21 protein-coding genes are annotated in these 24,914 nt (G+C 71.5%); 8 read left to right on the plus strand and 13 right to left on the minus strand.

The window, feature by feature from the left end:
* Position 1: 1 nt before the first annotated feature.
* The 5 genes from BMX65_RS17620 to BMX65_RS17640 all read right to left on the minus strand — a co-directional run bounded on the left by BMX65_RS17620 (position 2) and on the right by BMX65_RS17640 (position 5,075).
* Positions 2–943, minus strand: coding sequence for a ribokinase (locus BMX65_RS17620; protein ID WP_075001261.1), 942 nt, complete (start codon positions 941–943; stop codon positions 2–4).
* Positions 936–1,754, minus strand: a complete 819-nt coding sequence (locus tag BMX65_RS17625) for an ATP-binding cassette domain-containing protein (protein WP_075001262.1) — start codon at positions 1,752–1,754, stop codon at positions 936–938. The genes BMX65_RS17620 and BMX65_RS17625 overlap by 8 nt, the downstream gene beginning before the upstream one ends.
* A gap of 8 nt (positions 1,755–1,762) precedes the next feature.
* The gene (locus BMX65_RS17630) at positions 1,763–2,722 is read right to left on the minus strand and encodes an ABC transporter permease (RefSeq protein WP_075001333.1); all 960 of its coding nucleotides are present in this window, start codon (positions 2,720–2,722) and stop codon (positions 1,763–1,765) included.
* Between the two features lie 7 nt (positions 2,723–2,729).
* Positions 2,730–3,770 carry a sugar ABC transporter substrate-binding protein gene (locus tag BMX65_RS17635; protein WP_075001263.1) on the minus strand — a complete coding sequence of 347 codons (1,041 nt, stop codon included), beginning with the start codon at positions 3,768–3,770 and terminating at the stop codon, positions 2,730–2,732.
* Positions 3,771–4,034: 264 nt separating this feature from the next.
* Entirely contained in the window at positions 4,035–5,075 is a 1,041-nt protein-coding gene (locus tag BMX65_RS17640; RefSeq protein ID WP_075001264.1) for a LacI family DNA-binding transcriptional regulator, read from the minus strand.
* An 843-nt stretch (positions 5,076–5,918) separates the two neighbouring features.
* Between BMX65_RS17640 and BMX65_RS17645 the strand changes: the two genes are divergently transcribed.
* Positions 5,919–6,449, plus strand: a complete 531-nt coding sequence (locus tag BMX65_RS17645) for a MepB family protein (protein WP_075001265.1) — start codon at positions 5,919–5,921, stop codon at positions 6,447–6,449.
* Positions 6,450–6,725: 276 nt separating this feature from the next.
* Here the strand turns inward: BMX65_RS17645 and BMX65_RS17650 are convergent, their stop codons facing one another.
* Positions 6,726–7,631: an Lrp/AsnC family transcriptional regulator gene (locus BMX65_RS17650; RefSeq protein WP_075001266.1), complete on the minus strand. Its 906-nt coding sequence runs from the start codon at positions 7,629–7,631 to the stop codon at positions 6,726–6,728.
* Positions 7,632–7,854: 223 nt separating this feature from the next.
* Here BMX65_RS17650 and BMX65_RS17655 point away from each other — a divergent pair, with 223 nt between their 5' ends.
* Both BMX65_RS17655 and BMX65_RS17660 read left to right on the plus strand, forming a co-directional pair.
* Positions 7,855–9,552: an amidohydrolase gene (locus BMX65_RS17655; protein ID WP_075001267.1), complete on the plus strand. Its 1,698-nt coding sequence runs from the start codon at positions 7,855–7,857 to the stop codon at positions 9,550–9,552.
* Positions 9,549–10,880, plus strand: coding sequence for an MFS transporter (locus tag BMX65_RS17660; RefSeq protein ID WP_075001268.1), 1,332 nt, complete (start codon positions 9,549–9,551; stop codon positions 10,878–10,880). Before BMX65_RS17655 ends, BMX65_RS17660 begins: the two co-directional genes overlap by 4 nt.
* A 127-nt stretch (positions 10,881–11,007) precedes the next feature.
* Here the strand turns inward: BMX65_RS17660 and BMX65_RS17665 are convergent, their stop codons facing one another.
* The 6 genes from BMX65_RS17665 to BMX65_RS17690 form a co-directional block, all read right to left on the minus strand.
* Positions 11,008–11,805, minus strand: coding sequence for an SAM-dependent methyltransferase (locus BMX65_RS17665; RefSeq protein ID WP_075001269.1), 798 nt, complete (start codon positions 11,803–11,805; stop codon positions 11,008–11,010).
* Between the two features lie 260 nt (positions 11,806–12,065).
* Positions 12,066–12,821 carry a dienelactone hydrolase family protein gene (locus BMX65_RS17670; protein WP_075001270.1) on the minus strand — a complete coding sequence of 252 codons (756 nt, stop codon included), beginning with the start codon at positions 12,819–12,821 and terminating at the stop codon, positions 12,066–12,068.
* A 268-nt stretch (positions 12,822–13,089) separates the two neighbouring features.
* A complete protein-coding gene (locus BMX65_RS17675; protein WP_079171941.1) occupies positions 13,090–14,232 on the minus strand; it encodes a site-2 protease family protein in 1,143 nt (380 codons plus the stop codon).
* A 183-nt stretch (positions 14,233–14,415) separates the two neighbouring features.
* On the minus strand, positions 14,416–14,793 hold the full coding sequence (locus tag BMX65_RS17680; protein WP_075001272.1) for a carboxymuconolactone decarboxylase family protein: 378 nt from the start codon (positions 14,791–14,793) through the stop codon (positions 14,416–14,418).
* 279 nt (positions 14,794–15,072) lie between these two features.
* Positions 15,073–15,237 (minus strand): Hsp20/alpha crystallin family protein, encoded by a 165-nt coding sequence (locus tag BMX65_RS33575; protein ID WP_244905672.1) that lies wholly within the window; start codon positions 15,235–15,237, stop codon positions 15,073–15,075.
* Positions 15,238–15,421: 184 nt separating this feature from the next.
* Entirely contained in the window at positions 15,422–15,709 is a 288-nt protein-coding gene (locus BMX65_RS17690) for a DUF1876 domain-containing protein (protein ID WP_075001274.1), read from the minus strand.
* 1,006 nt (positions 15,710–16,715) lie between these two features.
* On the opposite strand from BMX65_RS17690, the gene BMX65_RS17695 reads away from it, so the two are divergent.
* A complete protein-coding gene (locus BMX65_RS17695) occupies positions 16,716–19,442 on the plus strand; it encodes a cation-translocating P-type ATPase (protein WP_075001275.1) in 2,727 nt (908 codons plus the stop codon).
* A 190-nt stretch (positions 19,443–19,632) separates the two neighbouring features.
* Entirely contained in the window at positions 19,633–20,523 is an 891-nt protein-coding gene (locus tag BMX65_RS17700; RefSeq protein WP_177214286.1) for a universal stress protein, read from the plus strand.
* Here BMX65_RS17700 and BMX65_RS17705 read toward each other — a convergent pair.
* A complete protein-coding gene (locus BMX65_RS17705; RefSeq protein ID WP_075001277.1) occupies positions 20,517–21,545 on the minus strand; it encodes a winged helix-turn-helix domain-containing protein in 1,029 nt (342 codons plus the stop codon). The genes BMX65_RS17700 and BMX65_RS17705 overlap by 7 nt on opposite strands.
* Before the next feature lie 142 nt (positions 21,546–21,687).
* Between BMX65_RS17705 and BMX65_RS17710 the strand changes: the two genes are divergently transcribed.
* The 3 genes from BMX65_RS17710 to BMX65_RS17720 all read left to right on the plus strand — a co-directional run bounded on the left by BMX65_RS17710 (position 21,688) and on the right by BMX65_RS17720 (position 24,682).
* A complete protein-coding gene (locus BMX65_RS17710; protein ID WP_075001278.1) occupies positions 21,688–22,005 on the plus strand; it encodes a hypothetical protein in 318 nt (105 codons plus the stop codon).
* 37 nt (positions 22,006–22,042) lie between these two features.
* Positions 22,043–22,507: a hypothetical protein gene (locus BMX65_RS32495; protein ID WP_051272004.1), complete on the plus strand. Its 465-nt coding sequence runs from the start codon at positions 22,043–22,045 to the stop codon at positions 22,505–22,507.
* Between the two features lie 930 nt (positions 22,508–23,437).
* Complete coding sequence (locus BMX65_RS17720) at positions 23,438–24,682, plus strand: MBL fold metallo-hydrolase (protein WP_075001279.1); 1,245 nt, start codon at positions 23,438–23,440, stop codon at positions 24,680–24,682.
* The last annotated feature ends 232 nt before the right edge of the window (positions 24,683–24,914 follow it).

The following is a 24,914-nucleotide window of genomic DNA, read 5'->3' on the forward strand; positions in this document are numbered from 1 at the left end:
TTCAGTCCTTTCCCATGGTGGCGGCGATGGCTCGCAGAGTGTCCAGGTCGGCGTGTTGCTGTTGGGCGCCGGGCACACGCACCGCCAGGGAGCCGGCAGCGATGCCCAGCCGAGCGGCCTCCAAGAGCGCGTCACCGGCGGCCAGTCGGGCGGCGAACACCCCGGCGAACGCGTCGCCGGCGCCGGTGGTGTCCACAACGGTGGCGGGGATGGCCGGTAGCGCGGTGGTGGTGCCGTCCGTATCGGTGATGATCGCGCCAGCCCCTCCGAGTGTGGTGACCACCGCCTTGGCACCCCGGCCGCGCAGTGCGGCGTGCGCCCTCCGCACGGCGGCCGGTTCCTTGGCATCCTCCGGACCGGACTGCCCGGAGACCGCTGCCTGCTCGTGTTCGTTCACGATGAGCACGTCGCAGCGGGAGATCAACTCCTGTGGCAATTCGGCGGCCGGGGCAGCGTTGAGCAGGAACCGCCCCCGGCAGGCGACCGCCGCGCGCTGCACCACATCCAACGGGATCTCCAGCTGGGCCAGCACGACCGACGCCTCCGCGCCGGCGCCATCGGTGGAGTCGCCCTCGGACGCCCACTGGAAGTTGGCCCCGGGGACCACGATGATGGCGTTGTCACGGGCCGCCACGGTGATCCACGCGGTGCCGGTCTCCGCGCCGGGCACCGTGGCCACCCCGTGCACGTCCACACCTCTGGCGGTCAGCCCGGCACGGGCCGTTTCCGCCTCGGCGTCGTCGCCGACCCGGGCGATCATCGCGGTCCGCACTCCTCCGGACGCGGCCGCCACTGCCTGGTTGGCTCCCTTGCCACCGAGCGTGACCTGCGCGGTCCGACCGAGGATGGTCTGTCCGGGAGAGGGGAAGGCGTCGGCCACCACGACGTGGTCGATGTTCACCGAGCCGATCACCGCGACGAGCGGCGAGCGGGGCTCATCCATGCGCGGCTCCTTCGACGGCCCCGGTGATCAGGCCGACCAACTCGTCGCCGGTGGCGTCGGCGACAGTCCGCCGGGCGGCGGTCTGCCCTCGGCGAAGCACATACGCGGTGTCCGCCACCCGCAGCACCTGAGCCATGTCGTGGCTGATCAACAGCACGGTCACCGCCGCATCCCGGAGCCGTCGGATCAGCTCCTCCACGGCCGCCGTCTCCCGCACACCCAACGCGGCAGTCGGCTCGTCCATGATGACCAGAGTCTTGCCCCAGTTTGCCGCCCGGGCGATGGCGATGCTCTGCCGCTGGCCGCCGGACATCCGCCGCACCGTGGCCCGTACGTTCGGCACATTCACGTCCAGCCGGGACAGGATGTCCCCGCTTTCGGCGATCATGGACTTCTTGTCCAGCACCCGGAACGGGCCGAATCCGGTGGTCAACTCGCGGTTCAGGTACAGGTTCTGCCACACCGACAGGTCCTCGATCAGCCCGAGGGTCTGGTAGACGGTCTCGATGCCCAGATGCCGGGCGTCGTCCGGTGAGCTGAGCTGGATCGGCTCACCACGGAACAGGATCTGGCCGGTGTCCGGCGGGTGTACGCCTGTCAGGCAGCGCACCAGGGTGGACTTGCCCGCGCCGTTGTCGCCCAGCAGCGCGGTGACCTCGCCGTCGGCCAGTGTCAGATCCACTCCCCGCAACGCGTGCACCGCGCCGAAGGACTTGCGCAACCCGCTGATCTCGACGAGCGGTGGGCTGGTCGGGGCGGCCGAGCCCGAGGTGGAGGGTTCGCCCGCGACGCGGGCCGGAGTGTCCGTCATGTTCGCCTCTACTTCTGGAACCGGGAGATGAAGGCCGCGCCGAGCACGACGACACCCACCGCGACGGGTTGGTAGTACTGAGAGATGCCCAGCAGGGTGAAACCGTTGATCAGGCTCTGCAGCAGCAACGCACCCGCCAGCGAGCCGAGCACGGATGCCTTCCCCCCGAACAGGCTGGATCCGCCGAGCACCACCGCGGCGATGGAACTGAGCAGCAGGTCGGTCTGCAGGCTGGGGTCGGAGCCGCCGGTGCGGGCCACGAACAGCACGGCCGCGATCCCGCAGGCCAGGCCGGAGCTGGCATAGGCGATCAACCGCATGCGGTCGACATGGATACCCGCCCCCCGCGCGGCGTCGATGTTGCCGCCGGTGGACAGCAGGTAGGTGCCGGTGCGGGTGCGGAACAGCAGGAAGCCCACCAGCGCGGCCACCAGGAAGGCCAGCACCCAGAACCAGCGCACCGGACCGATCCCGTCGATCGCCAGAGCGCGCAGGAAATCCGAGTTCACCGGGATGGTGTTGCCGCTGGTCAGCAGCAGGGTAAGGCCGCTGACCACGGACAGCGAGCCGAGCGTGACGATGAAGTCGGTCATGTTCAGCCGAGCCACCAGCAGGCCGTTCATCACGCCCACCGCCAGCCCTGCCAGCAGCGCCAGCGACACCGCCGCGGGCAGCCCCCAGCCCTGGGTGTAGGCGTACCCGAGCACCGCCGCCGACCAGGGCAGATTGGACCCCACCGACAGGTCGATGCCCGCCGTGGTGACCACGAGCTGCTGTCCCATGGCGAGCACCAGCAGGATCGAGGCAGACACCAGCAGGTCGCTGATGTTGGACGTGGTGAGGAAGTCGGGGGTGGCGATGAAGAACGCGATGAACACCAAGCCCAGTCCGATCGGGGCAGCGAACCGCGCCGCTGCCGCGACCGAGAGGTTTACGCCGAGCCGTCCCGGCGCCTGGGTGTCTGCCATGATCAACTCACTTCCCGGCCGAGGCCAGCGGGTTGGCAAACGGCTCGAACGGCTGCGGGAAGGAGCGGAGCGCCTTGTCCGCGTTGCTCGAGTCGATCAGCGCGATCGGGGCGACGATCCGCTTGGGCACGGTCTTGTGGCGGATCTGGTTGATGCATGCCTGCACGGCCAGCTTGCCCTCGGCGTAGGGATACTGCGAGATGGTGCCGCTGAGCTTGCCGGCCTTCACTGCCTTCAGCGCGGCGGTGATGCCGTCCACCGAGATGATGGACACCTTGTCGGTCAACCCGGCGTTGCGCACTGCCTGCGCGGCGCCCAGCCCCATGGTGTCGTTGGCGGCGAAGATCCCGGTGATCTTCGGGTGCGCCTTGAGGATGCTCTCGGTGACCGTCTGCGCCTTGGCCTGGTCGTAGTCGGCGGGCTGAGCGGCTACGATCTTCAGCTTGCCGTCCACCTCCTGCGAGAAGCCCTTTTGGCGGTTGATGCCGTTCTGCTCACCGGCGATGCCCTGCAGGATGGCCACCTCGCCCTTGCCGCCCATCCGCTTCAGCAGCGCCTTCCCGGCCTTCTGCCCCGCGGACAGGTTGTCCGAGCCGATGAACGATGCATAGGACACGCCCGCCTTCTTCGAGGCTTTCGGGTCGATTCGGGTGTCCAGGTTCAGGATCGGGATCTTCTTCCGTGCCACCGGCACCAGCGGGGTGATCACGTTGGTGGCGTTCACCGGCACCACGCCGAAGCAGTTGTAGTTCTGCTTGGCCAGCGTGGACAACTTGGCGTTCTCCCCGGTGCTGTCGGTCTCCGACGCGCCCGCCTGGACCTCCACCTTGACGCCCTGCTTCTTGCCCTCGGCCAGCGCGCCGTCGCGCAGCGCCGCCCAGTAGGGGTTGGTGAAGTTACGGGTGACGATGGCGATGCGTACGTCGTCCTTGTTCTTGTCACCGGAACTCTGCTCGCCCCGGCCGCAGCCGGCCACCACGGCCATCAGGGATACGGCGGCGACGGCCGCGACGGCGGAACGGGGCCGGCGCGCAGTGCAGTTGTACATGGGTATGCCTTTCTTCGCGTCATTGCGTCAGACAGGGTTTGGGTCGGCCCGGCGAGTGGGGCCGCAGGTAGGGTCGGTGCTGCTCCGGCTCACGAGCGGGAAGGCCACGGGACGGGTTGCCGAGCCGCGAACCGTGAGCCACCGCGCCGCTGGAGACCGTCGCACCGAGGAAGATGTCCGGTCAGCCCACATGCGGAGGGGGAGCCGCGCAGGGGCGCCCGGACCTGAATCCGAGTCGGGGGTGCCTGCCGCCCGGTTCAGCCGCTATAAGCGCTGGCCGATCGTCGAGTCGCCGCCGGCCGGGTCGGGACAGCCACAGGAGCCGCGGGCGACGAGCGTGGTGGTATGGGTGATCCGCTGCGTCGGCAGCTCGGGATCGGCGATCTTGGCCAGCAACCACTCGACGGCCGAGCGGCCCAGCTCATCGAAGGGCTGACGCATCGTGGTCAGCGCCGGCACCGTGTACGCGCTGCCGTCGATGCCGTCGAAAGCGCAGACCGCCACATCGTCGGGAACCCGCACGCCCAGTTCGGCGGCGGCCCGCAGCACACCGATGGCCTGCTCGTCGCTGGCGACGAAAAGGGCGTCGGGACGCTGCGTGCCCGCGAGCATACGTCGGCCGGCCCGGTAGCCGTCGGCCCGTCCGAACGGCACGTGTACCAAAGAGCAACCCGCCGGATCCACTCCGGCATCGGTGAGAGCGCGGCGCCAGCCGGCGGCCCGGTCGGCCGTCGGATGAATGCCTTCGAGCCCGGCGATGCAGCCGATCCGCTGCCTGCCGTGGCCGAGCAGGTGGGTGGTGGCCTGGTATCCGCCGTCCTCGTTGTCGGTGAGGACATACGTCGCGCCCGGCAGTTCCAGCTCGCGGTCGAGCACGAGCCGAGGCACGGCCTGCTCGGACAAGTCGGTGGTCCAACTGCGCGGGCCGTGTGCCGGTACAACGATGAGTCCGTCGACCTGCCGGTCGAGCAGAGTCCGGATGTACGCCGCCTCGCGGGCGTCGTCGCCCATCGCGTTGCCCAGCAGCATCGTGTAGCCGGAGGCGAAGCCGACGTCTTCGATCACGCGTGCCAGCTCGGCGAAGAACGGGTTGGAGTTGTCGGGTACGACGAGCCCGATGGTCATCGTCCGGGACGTCTTCAGCGACCGAGCCACCGCGTTGGGACGGTAGCCGAGCTGGTCAATGGCCGCGAGGATCCGCTCACGTGTAGGAGGCGCGACCCTGCGCGGGCCGCCGTTGAGCACGTAGCTGACCAATGCTTCCGAGGTGCCTGCCAGGCGCGCTACGTCGCGGCGAGTGACCATCTCAGTCCAGCTTTCAACACGAGTTGATAGGCTGCAACGACAATCAACACGAGTTGACCGGGTTGCGTTGCATGAATATGGGCCACCGCTCTGCCCATGCGCAAGAGGCCGCCCGAAATTCCTTCGGCAACGCGTTCTGCACTCAGCTCCGGCCTCCGCCGTTCGCCCGCCATCGCGCCACCTGACGACGACGGTGGACTCACCGTCGTCAAGCGACCCGATACCCGGCTGACCTGGCGTTGTTCGGCCGATCACGCAGCTCGTCGGCCGGATGCGGGAGGGCGCTGCCTGCCGGATCCTCAGACTCCCCCGGGCAGTGCGTCACTGGCCGCCCGTCGACCGGCGAAAGCGCGACGTCTCCGTCTCCGACCGACCAGCGGCCACGGCAGCCGCAGGAGCGCTCGCTCTCCCCTGAGCCACCCACCAACTCGACTACACACCGCTCGAAGTACCGGTCATGGACAGCAGCCCGTCCCCCGCCTCCAGCCCCGGGGACGGGCCCGGTACTCACCCACCCTCCCGTCGAGTGGCAACACCACCGTGCCGGCCGGGCCACCAGCATCGGCGGCCGCTCCCGCCCGTGGACCCTCTCGGCCGCAGTCCCGGGTCGGCCCACTCGCCACAAGTGGCAGCCACCCCGGAGGGCCGGACGGTGCAGATGCCCGCAGCCGGACCTCGCAGGGCCTCCCGTCTCCCGGCGCTGATGCCCGCCGCCTGGCGGAGTCGGGCTCCAGCTCCCGGGTCCCGCAGGGAGAGGGACGCCGGGTTCGCAGCCGGCGGTCGGAGGCCGACCAGGTGGGTCCGGAGCAGTGGCACGCGCTCGTGCGATGACAGGATGGCGTCATGGCGACGAATCAGCCGTGGTCCGGGGTTCACGGTGACCTGCTGGCAGCGAAGGCTCTCGTGTACGACCCGAGCGGTTTCGCCTGCTCGCTGCCGGTTCCCGAGCCCGAGAGCGCCGAGTACGCGGCTTGCGCGTTCATGCTGGACGACCGTTCGGTCCGGTTCCGCGCGGCCAAGACCACCCCGACGAAGGCGGGACAATTCGTCACCGTGTGGAAGCGGTCCGGTGAGGGGCCGATCCGCCCTTTCGACGCCGACGACGAGGTCGACCTTTTCGTCATCAGCAGCCGCGGCGAAAGCGGTGAAGGCTTCGGGCAGTTCGTGTTCCCGCGCGAGGTGTTGTCCGAGCGCAACGTCATCTCCCGTGACGGCGTCGGCGGGAAGCGTGGCTTCCGCGTCTATCCGCCGTGGGTGACCACGACGAACCGGCAGGCCCGCAGCACCCAGGCATGGCAGACGAACTACTTCTTCAGCCTCGACCGGGACGGGGATACCGACCTGGCGCGGGCCCGCGCCCTCTACCGTCCGTAGAGGCCCGAAACGCCGCGGCCTCCGATGCATCACGCACAGGGCGAAGCGGAGTCGTCCGAGCACCTTGTGCCCCGGGAGCATGCCGCTGAGCAACCCGTGACCCGCGCAGGTCATCCTTCGCGGAACCGGCGGAACCGGCGGAACCGGTGAAACCAGCGGAACGGGCCGACACGGGGTCGCCGCAGTTCGCATGACGCCTGCACCACCGCGACCAGCGGTTCTCCTCCGTTCTCCGTCAGCCTCGGCGCCGCCCGGCTGCTGCGGGCAGGCACGCTCCTACGGCGTTGTCCTCGCGATGCCCCGCGAGTAGTGCTCCTTGAACACTTCCAGATGCGCCCAGGTGGTCAGGCCGTGCACCTCGTCGAGGGCCTTGAGCTGCTCGGTGATGCGGTGCAGGCGGGTCGTCGAGTCGGCTCCGAGAGTGATCACCAGGTCGAAGCGGCCCACGGTGCGGGCGACGAACTCCACCCCGGGGAGCCTGGCGAGGAACCCGGTGACGTGCTCGTCGTCCCCTCCGAGGTTCAGTCCCACGCCGAGTGCCGGTCTGCCGCTGCCCGTGCCCCGTCGCACCACGGCGGCCACATGCAGGGCGCGGCCGGTGACGAGCCGGCTGACGCGGGCGCGGGCGGCGCTCGGCGACATGCCGACGCGGTGGGCCAGTTCGACGAACGGCATGCGGCCGTCGCGCTCCAGCAGTTCGATGAGCCGCAGATCGGTTTCGTCGACGTGTACGTCGCTGCGGAGCCGTCCCTGCGGCATGAAGACCGAGGTGACGACGTCGGTGTAGAGGAGCGTGTTGACCGCTCGCACCCGGGGTTGCGCACGGAGGTGGGCGAGCGCGTCGTACAGTTCGCGGTCGCTGGAGACGCGCAGCTCCGCTACGAGGTCGTGGGCGCCGCTGACCGCGGTGACGAAGACCGACGCATCGGTGGCGCACAGTGCGCCGACCACGTCGTCGGCCGGGCCGGACACGGCGACGGAGACGTGCGCGAGCGTGGTGAGCCCGAGAAGCTGGGGATGTGCCACCGCGACGATCTCCACGGCTCCGGTGCCGAGCAGGGCCTGCACCCGCGCCGAGACGGCGGTCCGCGGCGCTCCCACCCGGGCGGCCAGCTCGCTGTAGCTCGCCCTGCCGTCCTGCTGGAGTGCGGCGATGAGCTGTGCGTCCAGATCGTCGCTCATGAGTGTCCGAGACCCAATCTTTACAGAGTGATTCCGGGCTTCCGGAGGGACAATTTTACGGTGCGCACGTCTCTTGGAAGCTGATCAGCCGAATATCAGGGACCGAGTACGACAGAAACGCGGATGTGCACGGGCATCACAGCGTACCTGGTATTGCTGCCGATGATGGGCGGACCTACGGTGCCGAGCACCGAAACGACCCGACCCCCGCACGAGGAATCACATGCGCGTACTGCGCCACCAGGAGACATCGGTCCTGGACGCGACCGTCACCCTTTTCACCAATGCCACCCTGCGCACCGTCGACCCCGGTACCGAAGGGGCCGAGGCGTTCCTCGTGCACGGGAACCGGTTCGGCGCCGTCGGCACCGTCGAGGAGTGCCGGGCCGCGGCGGCTCGGACCGGCCGGCCCGCCGAGGAGGTGGATCTCGGCGGCGCCGTCGTGGTCCCCGGCTTCGTCGATCCGCACGCCCATCCTCTGATGTACGGCCAGATGATGAGCTGGGTCGACTGCGGGCCGGACCGGGCGGCCGACATTCCGGGCATCATCGCCCTGCTGCGCACAGCGGCCGACTCCCTGCCGCCCGGTCGGCCGGTGCGCGGCTACGGCTACGAGCACCGCAACCTCGCCGAGCGCCGCCACCCCACCAAGGAGGAGCTCGACCGGGTCGGCGCCGACCGCGAGGTGTATCTGATGAACGCCAGTGGCCACGGCGGTGTCGTCAACAGCCGCACCCTGGCCCGGCACGGCGTCACCCGGGACACACCGGACCCGGAGGGCGGCACCTTCTTCCGGGACGCCAGCGGGGAGCTGACCGGTGAGATCTCCGATGCCGCCTGCAACATCCTCACCGGTGTCGGCGGCGTCAAGGTCGGCCGCCACGGGCCGAACTTCCACCTGGGGGACGAGCCCGAGGAGCATCTGCGGCAGCTACGCGCCGCGCAGGAGCGGTTTCTCGCAGGCGGCGTGACGACGATCGGCGACTGCCAGGTGACCCGCCGCGAATTCGACACCTACCTGCGACTGGCCGACGGCGGCGAGCTGCGCACCCGCGTCAGCATGTACCTGCTGAGCCATCTGCTGGACCACGTGCTCGAAACCGGGATGCACGGCGCCTTCGGCAACGCCCGGCTCTCCTTCGCGGGGATCAAGTTCTACGCGGACGGCACTCTCGGCGGCTGGACGGCCTACTTCCCGGACGGCTACGTCGGGGACCCCTGCCGCACCGGGCAGCTCTACCACGAGCCTGGGGCGTACCGGGAACTCATCGACAGGGCGCACTCCGTGGGGCTGCAGACGGCCACCCACGCGCAGTCGCCCGACGCGATAGAGATGGTGCTCGACGCCGTCGAGGCCGCACAGGAGCGCCGTCCCCGGTCCGATGCGCGGCACCGGATCGAGCACTGCGGGCTGCCCACCGTCGAACAGATCGAGCGCATGCGCCGGTTGGGCATCCACCCGGTCAACCAGACCCAGCACTACTACAACTGGGGCGAAGGCGTCACCGAGGCGATCGGCACCCCCGGCGAGCGGTTCAATCCGCTCGGCGAGTTCCTGGCGGCCGGGGTGCCCGTGACGCTCAGCTCGGACGCGCCGGTGGCGGAGCCGAAGCCGCTGGAAGCGATCCAGGCGGCCGTCACCCGCGTCACCCGGCGCGGGCACCGGCTCGGCGACGCCTCCCTGCGGATCCCGGCGGCGGACGCGCTCGCCGCGCACACCCTCGGCGGGGCCCGCACCCTGGGCCGCGAGCACGAACTCGGCAGCATCACCCCCGGCAAGCTGGCCGACTTCACCGTCCTGGACGCCGATCCGCTCGCCGTCGACCCCGGGGCCGTCGCCGCGGTCGGCGTCCTCCAGACGTGGGTCGACGGCGCGCTCCAGCACTCCACCACAGCCACATCGACCGAGGGGCAGCCGTGACGGAACACGCTCAATCCCGCAGAGCGCGCAAGGCGGGTGTCGCCGCGTTCGTGGGCACCACCATCGAGTGGTACGACTTCTACGTCTACGCCACTGCCGCGTCTCTCGTCTTCGGCAAGATCTTCTTCCCCGAGGGGACGGACCGGCTCACCGGAATCGCGGCGGCGTTCGCCACATACGCGGTCGGGTTCTTCGCGCGACCGCTCGGCGGTGTCGTCTTCGGCCACATCGGCGACCGCTTCGGCAGACGCAGCGCGCTGGTGATCACCCTGACCATGATGGGCGCCGCGACGTTCCTCGTCGGCCTGCTGCCCACCTACGCCGGCATCGGGGTGTTCGCCCCCCTGCTGCTCGTCCTCCTCCGCTTCGTGCAGGGCATCGCGGTCGGCGGCGAGTGGGGCGGCGCCGTCCTGATGGCCGTCGAGCACGCGCCGGAGGAGAAGAAGACCTTCTACGGAGGCTTCGCGCAGCTCGGCAATCCGGCCGGAGCCCTCCTGTCCACCGGCCTGTTCAGCCTGCTGTCCACCTTCGGTGACGACGCACTCGAGGAGTGGGCGTGGCGTGTGCCGTTCCTGCTGTCGGCGGTGCTCATCGTCATCGGTGTCCTCATCCGTCTGAAGATCGAGGAGTCGCCGGTCTTCGAGGCCGAGCCGGAGCCTGACGGGGGCCTGCCGCTGGCACACGCGCTCAGGACGAACTGGAAGCCCATCCTGCTGGGCATCGGGACGCTCCCCATCGCGGTGGGCGGCTACTACCTGGTGACCACGTTCATCACCGCGTACGCCACCGATCCGGCCGTGGGACTCTCGAAGACGGTGGTGCTCAACGCGCTGAGTGTCGCGGCGGTCGTCGAACTGATCGCGACGCTGGGCGTCGCATGGCTGGGCGACAAGGTCGGGCGCGTCCGCGTGGTCGTCTGGGGCCTGGCAGGGGTGGCCGTGCTGGCCGCACCGCAGTTCCTGGTGGTCTCCTCGGACTCGACGGTGCTGATCTTCCTGGTCTTCGCCGCGATGCGGCTGGTCATGGCGGCGACATACGGCCCGGTGGCCGCGGTCCTGGCCCAGATGTTCGGCCCTCAGGCCCGCTACACCAGCATCTCGGTGACCTACCAGGTGGCCGGCGCGCTGTTCGGCGGTCTCTCACCGGTGGTCTCGACGCTGATGTTCCAGGCGACCGACAGCATCGTGCCGGTCATCGTGCTGCTCGTCGCCATGTGCGCGCTGAGCATCGCGTGCCTGCTGAAGGCCCCGCAGCACACCGACGACGCCGCGCCCGCGAAGAGCCCCGGGCCGGCGGCATCGGCCGGCACGGCGTCCGGTCCCGGGTGACGGGAGAGCCCGACAGCTCATCCCGTGGCTGTTCCGGTGGGCCTGGTGCCGGGGGCGCGGGCCGGGCCGGGCCGCCTGCTCACACTCAGGAGTGAGCCGGGGCCCGGCCTTCCGGCACGCCGCGCACTCACGGTTTGCGGGCGACTCCACCGTAGGCGGCGATCTGCGGCCGCTCCCCGATCTCGGTGGACCCCGGCCGCCACTCGGTGATGGGGACGAAGCCCGGGGCGATGAACTCGAATCCGTCGAAGGCCGCGCGGATCTGCTCCTGCGTGCGCGGACGGTAGGGAGCCCCGCCGGTCTTCGCGTACTCCTCGCAGAGAGTCACATACGCCTGGCTGTCGACGGAGCCGTCCCACAGGACCAGGTGACTGCCCGAGGGCACCGCCTCCATGACGGTGCGCACGACGCGCAGCATGTCCTCGTGGGTGTCGGCATGGCCCAGCACGCCCATGAACATGACGGTGACCGGCTGGGTGAAGTTCAGAATGTTCCGGGCGTCGGCGACGATCTGCTCCGGGTGGTGGAAGTCGGAGTTGATGTAACTCGTGACTCCCTCGTCGGAGGTGTTGATCAACAGCGCCCGGGCATGGGCGAGTACCAGCGGATCGTTGTCGACGTAGACGACCTTGGACTCCGGTGCCGCGCCCTGCGCGACCTCGTGCGTGTTCTGCATGGTGGGCAGGCCGGTACCGATGTCGAGGAACTGGCGGCTGCCGGCTTCGTCGGCCAGGTGCCGCACAGCGCGGATGAGGAACTGGCGTGACTGGACGGCCATGGTGGAGATGTCCGGGTCGATCTGCAGGCACGCTGCCCCGACGGTGCGGTCGACCTCGTAGTTGTCCTTGCCGCCCATCCAGTAGTTCCAGATCCGGGCCGAATGCGGGATGTCGCTGCGGATCGCCGGTTCCTGCGGGTTCGGCATGGGTGTTCAGCTCCTCTTTGGCCTTGACGGGCGGCAGACGATCGCCGCGACCGGGACCTGCCGCGGACCTCCTGCGGCCCGCGGGGCACCATCTGGGCACGGCTACCGCACGTTACCCCTCGGACACACCCGTAGTACCGATATTGAGAATTCTTGATGCTTGTCATTCATTCAGTTCGGATGCGGTGCCCTCCCGTCACCGGAACAGCCCGATCGCGGGGTGCCGACCGGGAAGAGACCCGGTCGGCACCCCGCGGCAGTCACGCCGAGGCGCCGGATGACTCCGGGTCGAGGTGCCGGGCGAAGAAGCGCAGTGTGCTGTCCAGCTCGAAGGCGGGGATCTCCGCGTGTGCGCCCGGGTTGGCGTGCAGGGTCTTCTCAGCCGACCCCAAGGCGTCGAACAGTGCCAGGCACTGCTCGCGCGGCACTCGCTCGTCGTCCCACTGCACCAGGAACTCGACCGGGACGGTGATCCGCGCCGCGGGCCCGGCCGATGCCAGCACCCCGCCCAGTCCCAGTACCGCCGCGCGGACCCGGGGTTCGGCGGCGACGAAGGGAACGCCGAGTCCGCAGCCCAGCGACACTCCCCAATAGCCCACCGGGCCGGAGCCGACGTGCTCGAGTTCCTGGAGCGCGTCCAGGACAGCGCTCCACTCCGGGACGGTCCGGCGCGCCACCATCGCCTGGAAGTCCGCGATCAGCGGGGCGAGTTCCTCCCCCGCCGCCACGCGGGCCTGGTTCTCGGTCGCGAGCCGGTCGTACTCGTCCTCCGTCGGCCGGTCGCCGTGTCCGGGCACGTCGACCGCCGCCACCGCGAAGCCGCACTCGGCCGCGAAGCGGCGCGCACGGACCGCGATTCCGGGTGCCTTCTTGTGCTGACCGCCGCCGTGTCCCATCAGGACGAGAGGGCGCGTACCGGCGGCGCCTGCCGGCGTCCACAGCACGCCGGGAATCTCACCAAGAGTGAAAAGCTGTTCGGTTACGTCGTCATACGACGTCTGAGAGAGGAAGCGCATAGCGTTGCGAGCCCTTCGGAATGCCTTGAACGGGCACTCCCTGGACCATGCGAGAGAGGGAGCCCCGACCTGTCACAGCGTTGATCGGTCTCACCTCCTCGGTTCGCAGCGGCGCACGGCGAGTTGAAGCTACCACAAGCGGCTTCGCCTGCGCCGGGGACCAGGACCGGGACCAGGGCCAGGACCAGGGCCGGAAATCGGCAGTGCGGAGGTTCCTGACGCGGCACCGCGGTGTGCCCGCCGCGGCCGGCCCGGGTGCCCGCCCGCGTCACCGACTCCGCGGATGCTGCTGCGGAGGCATCAGCCAGCTCAGCGTGCGGCCGATGTCGCTGGGGGAGACGATGCCGACGACATGGCCGTCCTCCAGTACCAGCACCCGGTGCTCAGCGCCGGGCTCCATCCGCGGCAGCAGGTCCGCCAGAGGATCGTCCGGGCCCACGGTGACCACTTCGGACAGCGGCAGCATCACGTCACCGACCGCAGTGGTGTCCCACTGGTCGGCACCGACGTGCCGGGCCCGCTCCAGAGTGATCAGCCCTGCCGCGTCGCCCGCCGCTCCCACTGCGGGGAAGGCCGAGTGGCGGTACCGGTAGCGGGGGTCCGCGAGGAACTGCCCGACCGTCAGCCCTGCGGGGGCCAGCACGGGCTGCTCCGTCATGGCCCGGCGCACCGGCACACCGGCCAGGGCGCTTCTGATCTGCGCCTGCCGGCCTTCCGCGGTCGCGGCGGTGAGCAGGAACCAGCCGACCAGGGCCAGCCACAGCCCGTCGAAGGCCCGGACCGTGAGGAACAGCAGGACTCCCCCGACCACGAGCAGCCAGCCGAAGGCACGCCCCACGAGGGTTGCCCGGACAGCCGCCCGCAGCCGGTCCCCGCTACGGCGCCACAGCAGGGCGCGGAGCAGGCGCCCACCGTCCAGGGGAGCGGCGGGGATGGTGTTGAAGAGGGCGAGCAGCACGTTGATGACCGCCAGCCAGGCCGCCGCCTCCACCAGGAGGCGCGGAGCACCCAGGAGGTGGACGAGCCAGGAGCCGAGCCCGAAGCCCACGCCGAGCAGCAGGCTGACCAGGGGGCCGACTCCGGCGATCCGCAGCTCCGCTCCCGGCTCGGACGCCTCGGACTTCAACCGGGCCAGTCCGCCGAGCAGCCACAGCGTGATGTCCTCGACCAGCACTCCGTTGCGTCTGGCGACGATCGCGTGCGCGAGTTCGTGTGCCAGCAGCGAGCCGAAGAACAGCAGTGAGGTGCCCAGTCCCGTCACCCAGTACAGCGCCTCCGAGCCACCGGGCTCGACCCGCGGAAACCGGCTCCGGGCCAGCACCCATGTGATGAGGGCGAAGATGAGCAGGACGCTCCAGTGGACGCCGATCCGCACCCCGGCGATCCGCCCCAGTGGGAACGTTGCACGCACGGTCGTCTCCCTGCCTCGGGGTGACTGGTGTGATGTCCGAGTCACGTGGGTGGCACGTGCCCCGTCTTGCCGGGGCCCACGTCGCCGCGTCCGGCGACGGTCGGATGGCGCTCGACCGGCGCCGCACAGCGGATCCCGCCGAGGCGTCGGGACCCGCCCGGGGGTCCCGGTGGCGCTGCCGGCTCAGTGCGGCGGGGTGCCGCTGCCGGACCCGGAAGCCGTGTACGCCTCGTTGACCGCGGAGAAGGCCCGAGCACCGTAGACGGTGGCGGGCCCCCCGTTCATCAGGAAGGTGACGCCGATGGCTTCGGCGGCCTCTTCCGGGGTCGCTCCCTGCTGCACGGCGGCATGGGCGTGTGCCGCGATGCAGCCGTCGCACTGCTTGCTCACCGCCAGCGCGAGGGCGATGAGTTCCTTGGTCCTCGCGTCGAGTACGCCTGCCCGCAGGGCCGCGTCGTGCAGTTCCTCGTAGCCCTGGTAGACCCCGGGGATGGCGTGCCGCAGCTCTCTGGTGAGCGGGCGTAGCTCTTCCCGTACGGCCTCGCCGAAGCTGCTGCTCATCAGGCGCTCCCTCTCCTCCCTCTCCTGCTGCTGCGTGCAGCTCGAGTGTGCGTCCCTGAGCGGTACCCGGCGCGGGAGGCTGGTCCTTCCGGGTGAGGGCGGTTGCTTCGGTTGTGAGGCCAGGCCGGTCGGCCCTTGACCGTGCCGGGGCCCCGACGCCCGGCTCCGGCGCACCACCTGCCGGAAGGCGGGGCGCCTGCCGGAGGGGGGCGCCTGCCGGAGGGCGGGGCGCAGCGCCCGGGGGAGTTCGGCGCTTACGGGCTCAGCCGCTGCTCCGGCTCAGCCGGTGATCTCGATGCGCTGCGCCTGCTCCTTCCCTGCCTTGGGGACGTTCACCGTGAGGACTCCGTCCGTCAGCTCCGCGCTGATGTGCTCGGCGTCGGAGTCGGGCGGCAGCGTCGTGCGGGAGTCGAACCGCCCGATGCGGCGGGTGTGCCTGCGCACGGTTCCGGTCCGTTCCTTCTCCTGCACCTCGCCGCGGGGTGATCTGGTCCCTGCGGACGCCGGGAAGCTCGAGTTCGGCCAGGCAGGCGTCCTCGATCTCCTCGACGTCGGCCGGCGGAGCCCACGGCCCGCCGGCCCGCTCCCCGGTTCCCGGACCACGGGCCGGGTGCTTCGCCGCCACCGGTCACCTGGGCTGCCCGACCGTCGGACGGGCCTCCGCACGGGGGACCTGCATGCCTTCGACGTCGTGCTCGGCGATGTTCAGCAGTCGCTGGGCGAGGTCGCGCATGGCTCTGCCCGCCGCCAGCTCGTCACCGATCTCCGGCACGTCCGTGTCCGCCGGGTGGCAGTGGGCCGTGCCGCGGCCGGTGACCTGCGCGGCGCCGGTGTCCAGCGTCGCGTGCGCCTTCGTCGCCCCCTCGTCGTCCTCGAAGAGGTGGAGGCGAACTTTCCATTCCATGGTGTGTGACATCTTGCTCTCCTCACCCGGGTACGGACCGGTGCGGCACCCGATGTGTGGTGTGCCGGGCCAGGACCACGCGCAGGCCCCCACCTGCTGCTGGACGCCGGAACAGGGCGCCGAGGCGGTCGCGCGGGCTGCTCACCCGCGCGTGCTGCTCGCCTCTTCGCGGAGCCCCGGGGTGCGCTGCAGGCGGGCCGGCTGCGGACGGCGGCCCTGCGGTTTCCCGAGCTGTCCGACGGAGCGCCGGTCGGTCCACTCCCCCGCCACTCATTCCCTTGTCAGGACCGGCAGCGATCCGGTCGCGGTCGAGAATCGCACCTGCGCCCTGCCGCCGGTCCGTACGCGGCGGAGTGTCGGTGCCTCGGCGTCGAGAGCCACCTCATCCCCCGCATCTTCCACTCTCCTACGCGGAGGAAGCAGTCGCCATAGGACGCCGACGCGCCCTTCCCCATGACTGGGCGTGACGCCCGGACACCGTGCGCGGGGTGCGCCTGACCTGCCGGTCCGCCGGGGACGGGGCCGGGCACCGGTGCCCGGCTTCTCCTCCGAACGGCGGATCGCGGTGGCCCGCTGCCCGGGCCTCTGCTCACCTGGAACAGGGCCTCGCATCGCGGGCCGACGGCCGCGGCACGACCGTGGCGCCAGGAGGCGACTGGAGGCGACTGGAGGCGACTGGAGGCGACTGGAGGCAGGGACGATGCACAACGGCGGGCCGCGGCCAGGCGCCGCGGCCGGTGCTCACGGAGGGCCGCGCACGCCGTGCGCGGATGCTCCCGCGACCGGCGGGAGCGTGCGCCGCTGCCCTCGCGGACCGTCCGGGCGCGGGGCCGTCGGCCGGGAGGACCGGCGGCGAGGGCACGGGACCGGGTCCGGGGGCCACAGCACCGCTGCCGGCATCGGGAGCCGCCCCGTCCTCGGTACCCCGCCTACCGCTTCCCGCCGGGCACCGCTGCTCGGGGACACGCGCGTGCCGGCCGTTCCGGCCGGGTGGCGGACCGGTGGCTGAGGCGCCGTCATGCAGCCGGCCGCCGCGGGGACCGAGCAGTCGCAGCTCCCCGTGGAGGTCGACCCGCGGGAACCGCTGGCGCGCCTCCGCCAGGATCTGAGGACCGGTTCGGAGGGGCTCTCGCGGCGTGAGGCGGACAGACGCGCCGCCGTGTACGGCCCCAACGAGGTCCGCCGGGAGCATCGCGGACAACTGCGGCGCGAGTTGGCACGGCAACTGGTGCATCCGCTCGCGCTGCTGCTGTGGGGGGCCGCGGGACTGGCCTTCGTCGCCGGTACGCGTGTGCTGGGCGTGGCGATCGTCGCCGTCATCCTCCTCAACGCCGGGTTCGCGCTGCTGCAGGAGCGGCAGGCGGAACGCGCTGTCGAAGCGCTGGCCGACTACCTCCCGGCACATTCCCGCGTGATACGGGACGGCGGGGAGCAGACCGTCGAGTCGACGCAGCTCGTTCCGGGCGATCTGATCCTGCTGGACGAGGGCGACAAGGTGCCCGCCGATGTGCGGCTGGTGGAGGGGGCCGTGGAGATCGACCTGTCGATGCTGACAGGCGAGTCCGCCCCGGTGGAGCGGGCCGCGGGCCAGGCAGCGGCCGACGCGCCGACCCTGCGCGAACCGAATCTGGCCTTCAGCGGCACCACGTGCGTCGAGGGGCAGGCGAAAGCCATCGTCTTCGCGACCGGCCGGCACACCGAACTGGGCCGGATCGCCGCGCTCAGCCAGCGCACCCGGCGCGAGGGGAGTCCGCTGGAGCTCCAGGTCAAGCGGGTGGCCTGGCTGATCGCCGCGGTCGCTGTCGGCATGGGTGCGGTCTTCCTGCTGATCGGGACGGCGTCGGGCCTCCCGGTCAGGGACGCGCTGACGTTCGCGATCGGCCTGCTGGTCGCGAACGTCCCCGAGGGGCTGCTGCCGACGATCACCCTGGCGCTCGCCCTGGGGGTGCGGTTGCTGGCCCGGCAGGGCGCGGTCGTCAAACGTCTCAGCGCGGTCGAGACGCTGGGTTCGACGCATGTGATCTGCACCGACAAGACCGGGACCCTCACCCGCAATCGGATGCGCCTGCGGACGGTGTGGACGCCGCTCGGCGGGGAGCGCGGCGTCGAGGAGCCGGACCCGGGCGACGACGTCGGCAGGCTCGCGGAGGCGATGGCCGAGTGCACGACCGTCACCCGCGGCGAGGACGGGGCGTTCACCGGCGACCCCACGGAGGTCGCACTGGTCGAGGGAGCCGCGTGCCTGGACCGGGATCCCGACCTGGGTGCGCGGGACCTGCGCAGACGGGCCCTGTTCCGCTTCGACCCCCGGCTGCGGATGATGTCGGTCGTCAGCGACCTGCGGGACACACCGACGGTCAGCGTCAAGGGCGCTCCGGAAGCGCTGCTGCCCCGGCTGGGCTGTAGCGCCGACGCCGACGCGGTGCGCGCGGCCGCGGACGCCATGGCGCAGGAGGGGCTGCGCGTCCTCGCCGTCGCCACGCGGAGCCCGGCGACCGCAGAGGTGCCGGCGCGGCGCGAGGACGTCGAGTGCGACCTGGAGCTGCTGGGTCTGGTCGGTCTCCACGACCCGCCGCGCCCCGAGGTGGCCGGCGCGGTGCGCCGCTGCCATCAGGCCGGGCTTCGGGTGCACGTCGTCACCGGGGACAACGGCGCCACCGCCGCCGCCGTGGCCCGTGAGGTGGGCATCGGCGACCCCGAGCTGAGCGTCCTGGCGGATGCCGAGGCGGTGGGCGAACAGCGGCTGGACGAACTGCTCGCCTCCCCTGCCGAAGTGGTCTTCGCCCGGGCCTCCCCGGAGACGAAGCTGCGAGTGGCGGACGCGCTGCGCGACCAGGGCCAGATCGTGGCGATGACCGGCGACGGGGTCAACGACGCGCCCGCACTGCACCGGGCGCACATCGGGGTCGCGATGGGCCTGTCCGGCACCGACGTCGCCAGGGAAGCCGCCACGATGGTGCTCACGGACGACAACTTCGCCACCATCGTCAAGGCGGTGGAATCCGGACGCCGGGTCTACGACAACATCCGCAAGTTCATCCTCTACATCTTCGCGCACGCCGTCCCGGAGATCGTGCCCTTCCTGGTGTACGCGCTCAGCGGGGGCACGATCCCGCTGCCTTTGACGGTCCTGCAGATCCTCGCGATCGACCTGGGCACCGAGACGCTGCCCGCACTGGCGCTGGGCCGGGAACCGGCCGAGCCCGGGCTGATGACCAGACCGCCCAGACGCTCCGGACGGGGTTCCGGAGTGATCACCAGGGACATGCTGTTCCGGGCGTGGGCCTTTCTGGGACTGCTCTCCACCGCGCTGGTGATGGGAGCCTACTTCTACGTGCTGTGGCGTGCCGGGTGGACGCCCGGTGCCTCCACCGCCGAGGGCAGCGGGCTGCACCAGGACTATCTGACCGCCACCACCGCGACCTTCGCGGGCATCGTCATGTGCCAGGTCGGCACGGCGATGGCGGCCCGGACCGACCGGGCGTCCCTGCGCGAGGTCGGGTGGGCCTCCAATCCGCTGCTGCTGGCCGGCATCGTCTTCGAACTCGCCTTCACGGCAGTGCTGATCTGGGTGCCGCCCTTCCAGAGCGTCTTCGGCACCGCCCCGTTGCCCTGGGACGTGGTGGCGCTGCTGCTGACGTTCCCCGTACTGGTCTGGGGCGCCGACGAGCTCCGGCGCTCGCTGCGGCGGCGCCGCGAAACGGTCCGGGGCAGCCGGGCCGCCGGTGCGGCAGACCAGGAGTGACCGGGGTCCGCGGGGATCGGAGGGGGACCCGGTGGACCGGCGCCGCAGCGAGAGAGCCCCCGGGAGGCCGCCGAGGGGGGGTTGCGGGCCACCGGGTGGGCGCTGCTTCCGGTTGCCGGGCTCCGGCCGGTGCGGGACCGTGCGAGGAAGCGAACGTGATGTCGTCCCGGAGCCAGGGCGGTGCTTTCCCGTGCGATTGCCGCAGACAGTAGTCGGAACGGACGGTTCGCCTCCGGCCGCGGTCGCGGTGGAGCACGCCGCCCGGGAGGCCGCGTGCCGCGGCACACGGCTGCGGATCGTGCACTCCGTCGACTGGGTACCGCCTCCCGGAATCGCCACCGCGCTGGACGAAGCCGGTCGGCGGGCGCTGCGGGAGAGCGGCGAGCACGTGCTCTCCGAGTCCGAGGCGCGGGCCCGGTCCGTCGCGCCGGACATCGATGTCCGCACCACCCTGGCGAAGGGGGATCCGCGGCCGGTGCTCGCGGAACTGTCCCGGGAGGCGCTGATGACCGTCGTCGGCAGCAGCGGGAGCAGCGGCATCACCAGCGGCCTGCTCGGGTCCGTCTCCAGGCATCTGACGACCCGGGCCGAGGGACCCGTGCTGGTGGTCCGGGAGACTCCGACGCCCGGCGGGCCCGTCGTCGTGGGTGTCGACGGCTCCTCCCCGGCGGAGGCCGCGACAGCTTTCGCCTTCGCCGAGGCCGCGGCCTGCGGCGGGCCCCTGGTGGCTCTGCACGCCTGGTCGGAGTGGAGCGTGCCACCGGTGCCGCCGCCCGATCCGACGCTGCGGTACGCGAAGGCCCCCGGAGAACTGCAGGCCGGGGAGGAGCGCCTGCTGGCGGAGTTGCTGTCCGGGTGGAGCGAACGCTGTCCGGACGTCGCCGTCGAGCGCCGCGCCGTACGCGAACGACCGCGGCAGGCGCTGATCGCGGCGAGCCGGACGGCCCGGCTGCTCGTGGTCGGCAGCAGAGGTGAAGGAGGCTTCGCGGGACTGCGCCTGGGCTCGGTCAGCATCGCGGTCCTCCACCACGCACACTGCCCGGTCGCCGTGGTGCGCGGACGGGAGAACGGCTCTCAGTAGCCGGCGGGACCGGCGGCGGGGCCGGACTGTTCGAGGAGTGCCGTGCCGAGGGGGGTGGGACTGTGGAGTGCGGTGTTGCGGTGCCGCACGGTGCGGATGAGCCCAGCCGTGCGCAGCACGGTCGCGTGCTCGCTGGCGCTGGGTGGTGCTGTCCCGCTGCGCGCGGCCAGTTCCTTGGTGGAGCAGCCCGGGTGCTCCGCGATGGCGCGCAGCACAGCGGCCCTGGTCCGGCCGAGGAGGGAGTCGACCGGTGAGCGGTCCTGCCCGGCCGGAGGCTGCCGCGCAGGGGGGACGCACAGCGGGGTGGAGGCGGACACCTGCGAGTGGCCGAGGGGGTATCTCAGTACCGGTTGCGGCTCGGCGTCGATGTCGATGGCGGGCCCGTCGGCGAAGAGTGAGGGGACCAGAAGCATCCCGCGGCCCCCGAGGTGGAGGTCGCCGTCGTACCCGGAGACCATCCTGAACTCCAGTACGGGCGGGTTCCAGCGCACCCGCCGCGGATCCACCGCGGTGAGGAGCGCTTCCACTCCTCCCGTGAGGACCTGTCGCATCCGCACGGCCCGGTCGTCCGCGACCGCCGCGGCGAGGTGCCCCCAGTACGGGGACAGCAGCACGGTCCAGACATGGTCCAGGCCGTCGCAGAGCCGCTGCAGCAGCTCCGTGTCGTCGGCCAGGTGCCGCGCCCATGACGGTGGTGCCTGCCACTCCGCCACATGGGCCAGGTCACCGCGCACCCGGGAGCGGGGAGTCGAGCGCACCTGCTCCAGCAGCTCCTCGGGGCTGCCCGCCTCGGCGGTGGTCAGGAACGTGGGGGCCCAGCCGCCGGGCGGCACGAGGTCGAGGACCATCCGGGCCTCGGGCCTCAAAGCGGCGCATGCGCTGCGCCGCCACGCCCCGAAGCGCACCGGGTGGCTGCGGCTCTGCAGGGTGCGTATGGCGGCGCTCAACTCCAGCAGCGGCGCAGGCCGCTCCACCCGGGTGCGCGCCAGATCCTCGACGGTGAAATGGATGCGGTAGACCACGCTCGCGCTCCTGCCCCCACGCGCTCGGTACGCCGGTGTACCGCAATCCTCCCGGTACGCCCTTCTTCGGTCCAGGCCGAATCACGTCGCGAAAGCCTCCCGGCACGCCCAGAGTTGGCGTCGAACCGAAGGAGGAGCAGAAATGCGAAAGCGTACATCGACCGCTGCGCTGGGCACGGTGCTGGTGCTGGGCGGGATCGCCGCAGGGGCGGCACCGGCACAGGCGGCGACGTCCGGCGCCGCTCTGACCGGGACGGCACCTGCCTGCGTCCACCGCAGCGTCTCCAACGACCCGGGCGGGGGCGTCTCCGGCTATCTGCGGAACACCTGCGGAAAGACGATGCGGGTCAAGGTCGTCGTGAAGTACTGGCGCGACACCTCCTGCATGACCATCAGGAACAACACGAGCAAGTACGTGCACACCGTCGGCGGTCGATACGACCGGACCGTGACCTGCTGACGCCGGCCCTGTTCACCTCACGTCGACAAGGGACATCATGAGACGGATCCTGACGACCCTCATCGCAGCGGCGGGCCTCATCGTCGCGGTACCGGGTTCGGCGAACGCAGCCGACGAGTGGTACACCTCGAGCACGTATCCGGGCAGCAAGGGGTACGGCTACGTGGGCTCCGCCAGCAGTACGGTCAGTGGCGTGTACCAGCACCTGTCGATGTACCGGACCAACAACTACGTCGCCCTGTGGACCGGCATCGGGGACGAAGCGACCGACGGATACTGCGCGGGGCAGGAGATCGCCTACCAGATCTACACGAACGGGACCTGGTCGGGCTACCACTACCGGATGGCCCCGGTCCACGACTGCACGACCAACGGGGCGGACAACTCAGGCGGATACTTCTACAGCAGGTACAAGACGCGCAATGTCCACTCGCGCGCCTGCCACGTCGACTCCAGCGGCCGGAAGATCCACTGCGAGAGCAAGTGGCACGGTCCGATCTGATCCACTGCCGCCGCGCAGCGACGGGCCCCGCTCACCGCGAGCGGGGCCTTGTGGCGGGTACGCGTCGGGTCGACGGTCGGCGTGCTGGGCGATCAGCCACGCCGCGCGGGCGGTCTCCTCGCCGACCGGCTCCGCCGTCGGCCAGCCGCATACGTCCGTGATGTCGCCGAGTCGGTCACCGTGCCGGGCGGTCAGCCGGCCTTCGCCACACCAACTGCCGGATGGGGCGTCGCAGTCCGCGTGGGCCGACGTCCGGTGCTCGGCCGCGGTCGTGGCGGTGGATCCCTCCGCCGGTACGGCACTGTCGTGCGCCACTCGCGGCTCCCCGTCCGGCCTGGTGCGTTGTGCTCGTCACCCGGAGCTCCATGGGCGCACGACGACCACGAAGATCGTTCCGGCGGACGGTCAGCGGACGGTGACAGGCGCCTTCCCGGACTGCGACACTGAGAGTGTTCCCGACCGCAAGGCGTCTCCTGGGCCGTCGAGTCGGTCGCCGTCAGCACCTCCATCCCCTCCCCGACGGGGTACCACCGCGGACGGCTCGCCCCGTGTCCACCCATGGCCGCGACGGCATGGCCGCCGGGACGGTCGGGAGCGGTCGTAGGATTTCCGGGTGTGCGGACGCCGGTGGCTTGCAGCGTCGTCCCGGCGGCCGATCGTGTCCCGTACGGAGGCGACCGCCCCGGCGATGCGGAGGTCGCGCTGTCGGGGACACACGCCGCGGCGGGCCGGCAGTCGTGGCGGTCCGCCCGGATCGGGCGGGAAGCAGCCGGTGGCGCCCGGCTCACTCACCGCGCGCGCCCGCCGGTTCACGTCGCGGCCGCTGCGGCGGCCGGGACACGGTGCCGCGCCGGACGCCGGACGCCGGCAAGAAGTACAGGCCGTGCACAAGCCCGGTATCGGAACGAAGCGAAGGTCCCAGGAGGTCCCGTGGCCGACTCAGACGCCCCGAATCCGCCGCTCACCCAGGCGCGGACGTTGCGACCCGTCGCTTTCGGAGCCGATCCCACCGGTGAGCGCATGGCGCGGATCCGCCGCTCTCCGCATTTCGCGGACGGGGTGTTCCAGAACCCCGACAACCCCGAGGGGCCCCGGGCCCGCCCTTCCGGATCCAGGCTCGACTTCGCGAAACGGTACTTCCAGAAGGAAGCGCGCAGGCGACGCCGACCCGCCGGGCCCATACCCCTGCACCCCACCACGGCGGAGGACCTCGCCCGGCCGCCGGCCACCGGGCTGCGGCTCACCTGGGCGGGTCACTCCAGCGTGCTCGCCGAGATCGACGGCCGACGGGTGCTGTTCGACCCCGTGTGGGGGCGGCGCTGCTCCCCGTTCTCGTTCGCCGGGCCGAAGCGACTGCACGCCGTTCCGCTGCCGCTGGCCTCGCTCGGCGCGGTGGACGTGGTCGTCATCTCCCACGACCACTACGACCACCTCGACCTGCCCACGATCCGCGCACTGGCCTCGACGGACACGGTCTTCGCTGTGCCGCTCGGCGTGGGCGCGCACCTGGAGCGCTGGGGCGTCCCGAGCGACCGGCTGCGCGAGCTGGACTGGTGGGAGTCGACGCACGTCCGGGGTCTGCGGCTGACCGCGACCCCGGCCCGGCACTTCTGCGGTCGGGGACTGCGCAACCGGCAGCACACCCTCTGGGCGTCCTGGGTGGCCGAGGGGCCCTCCGGGCACCGGGTCCTCCACAGCGGCGACACCGGCTACTTCCCCGGATTCCGGGACATCGGCGCGGAGCACGGCCCCTTCGACGCGACCATGATCCAGATCGGGGCGTACAGCGAGTACTGGCCCGACATCCACATGACGCCGGACGAGGGTGTGCGGGCCCATCTGGACCTGCAGGGAGGGAATCCGCACGGGGTGATGCTGCCCATCCACTGGGCGACCTTCACTCTCGCGCCGCACCCGTGGGACGAGCCCGGGGAAGGCACCCTCGCGGCGTGCGAGGAGGCCGGCGCCCGGGCCGCTCTGCCCCTCCCGGGCGAACCGTTCGAGCCCACCGCGGAGGACGTCCCCTCCGCCCCGTGGTGGCGCACCGTCGCCCGGACCCCGGCCCCCGGTCGCCCGGCGGCGGAGGCACCGGCCGGGGCACCGGCGGACGCACCGGGTGCCGCGGCTCCGCAGGTGGCCGAATCGTCCGGGAACGCGGCCGAGTCCCCGGGGTGAGGGACCCGCACCGGTCGGCTCCTCGCGGCCGGCCGGCTGCGGCGGGCTCCGGCGGCCGCGGGATCGCCGTGTCGGGGTGGTCGCGCGCTCGGCCGCCCGCGGCCGGCGGTCCAGGCGCCGGTGACGGTGACCCGCGCACCCGGGGGCCTGCGTTGGGTACGCCCGCGCAGGCGCCGATGCGCTGCCCCGCGGCGCGCCGCGCTGCGGACCGGCAGGCCACCTCGTAAAACGC

Source organism: Streptomyces qinglanensis, from assembly GCF_900111245.1.
In the GTDB taxonomy this organism is placed as follows: domain Bacteria; phylum Actinomycetota; class Actinomycetes; order Streptomycetales; family Streptomycetaceae; genus Streptomyces; species Streptomyces qinglanensis.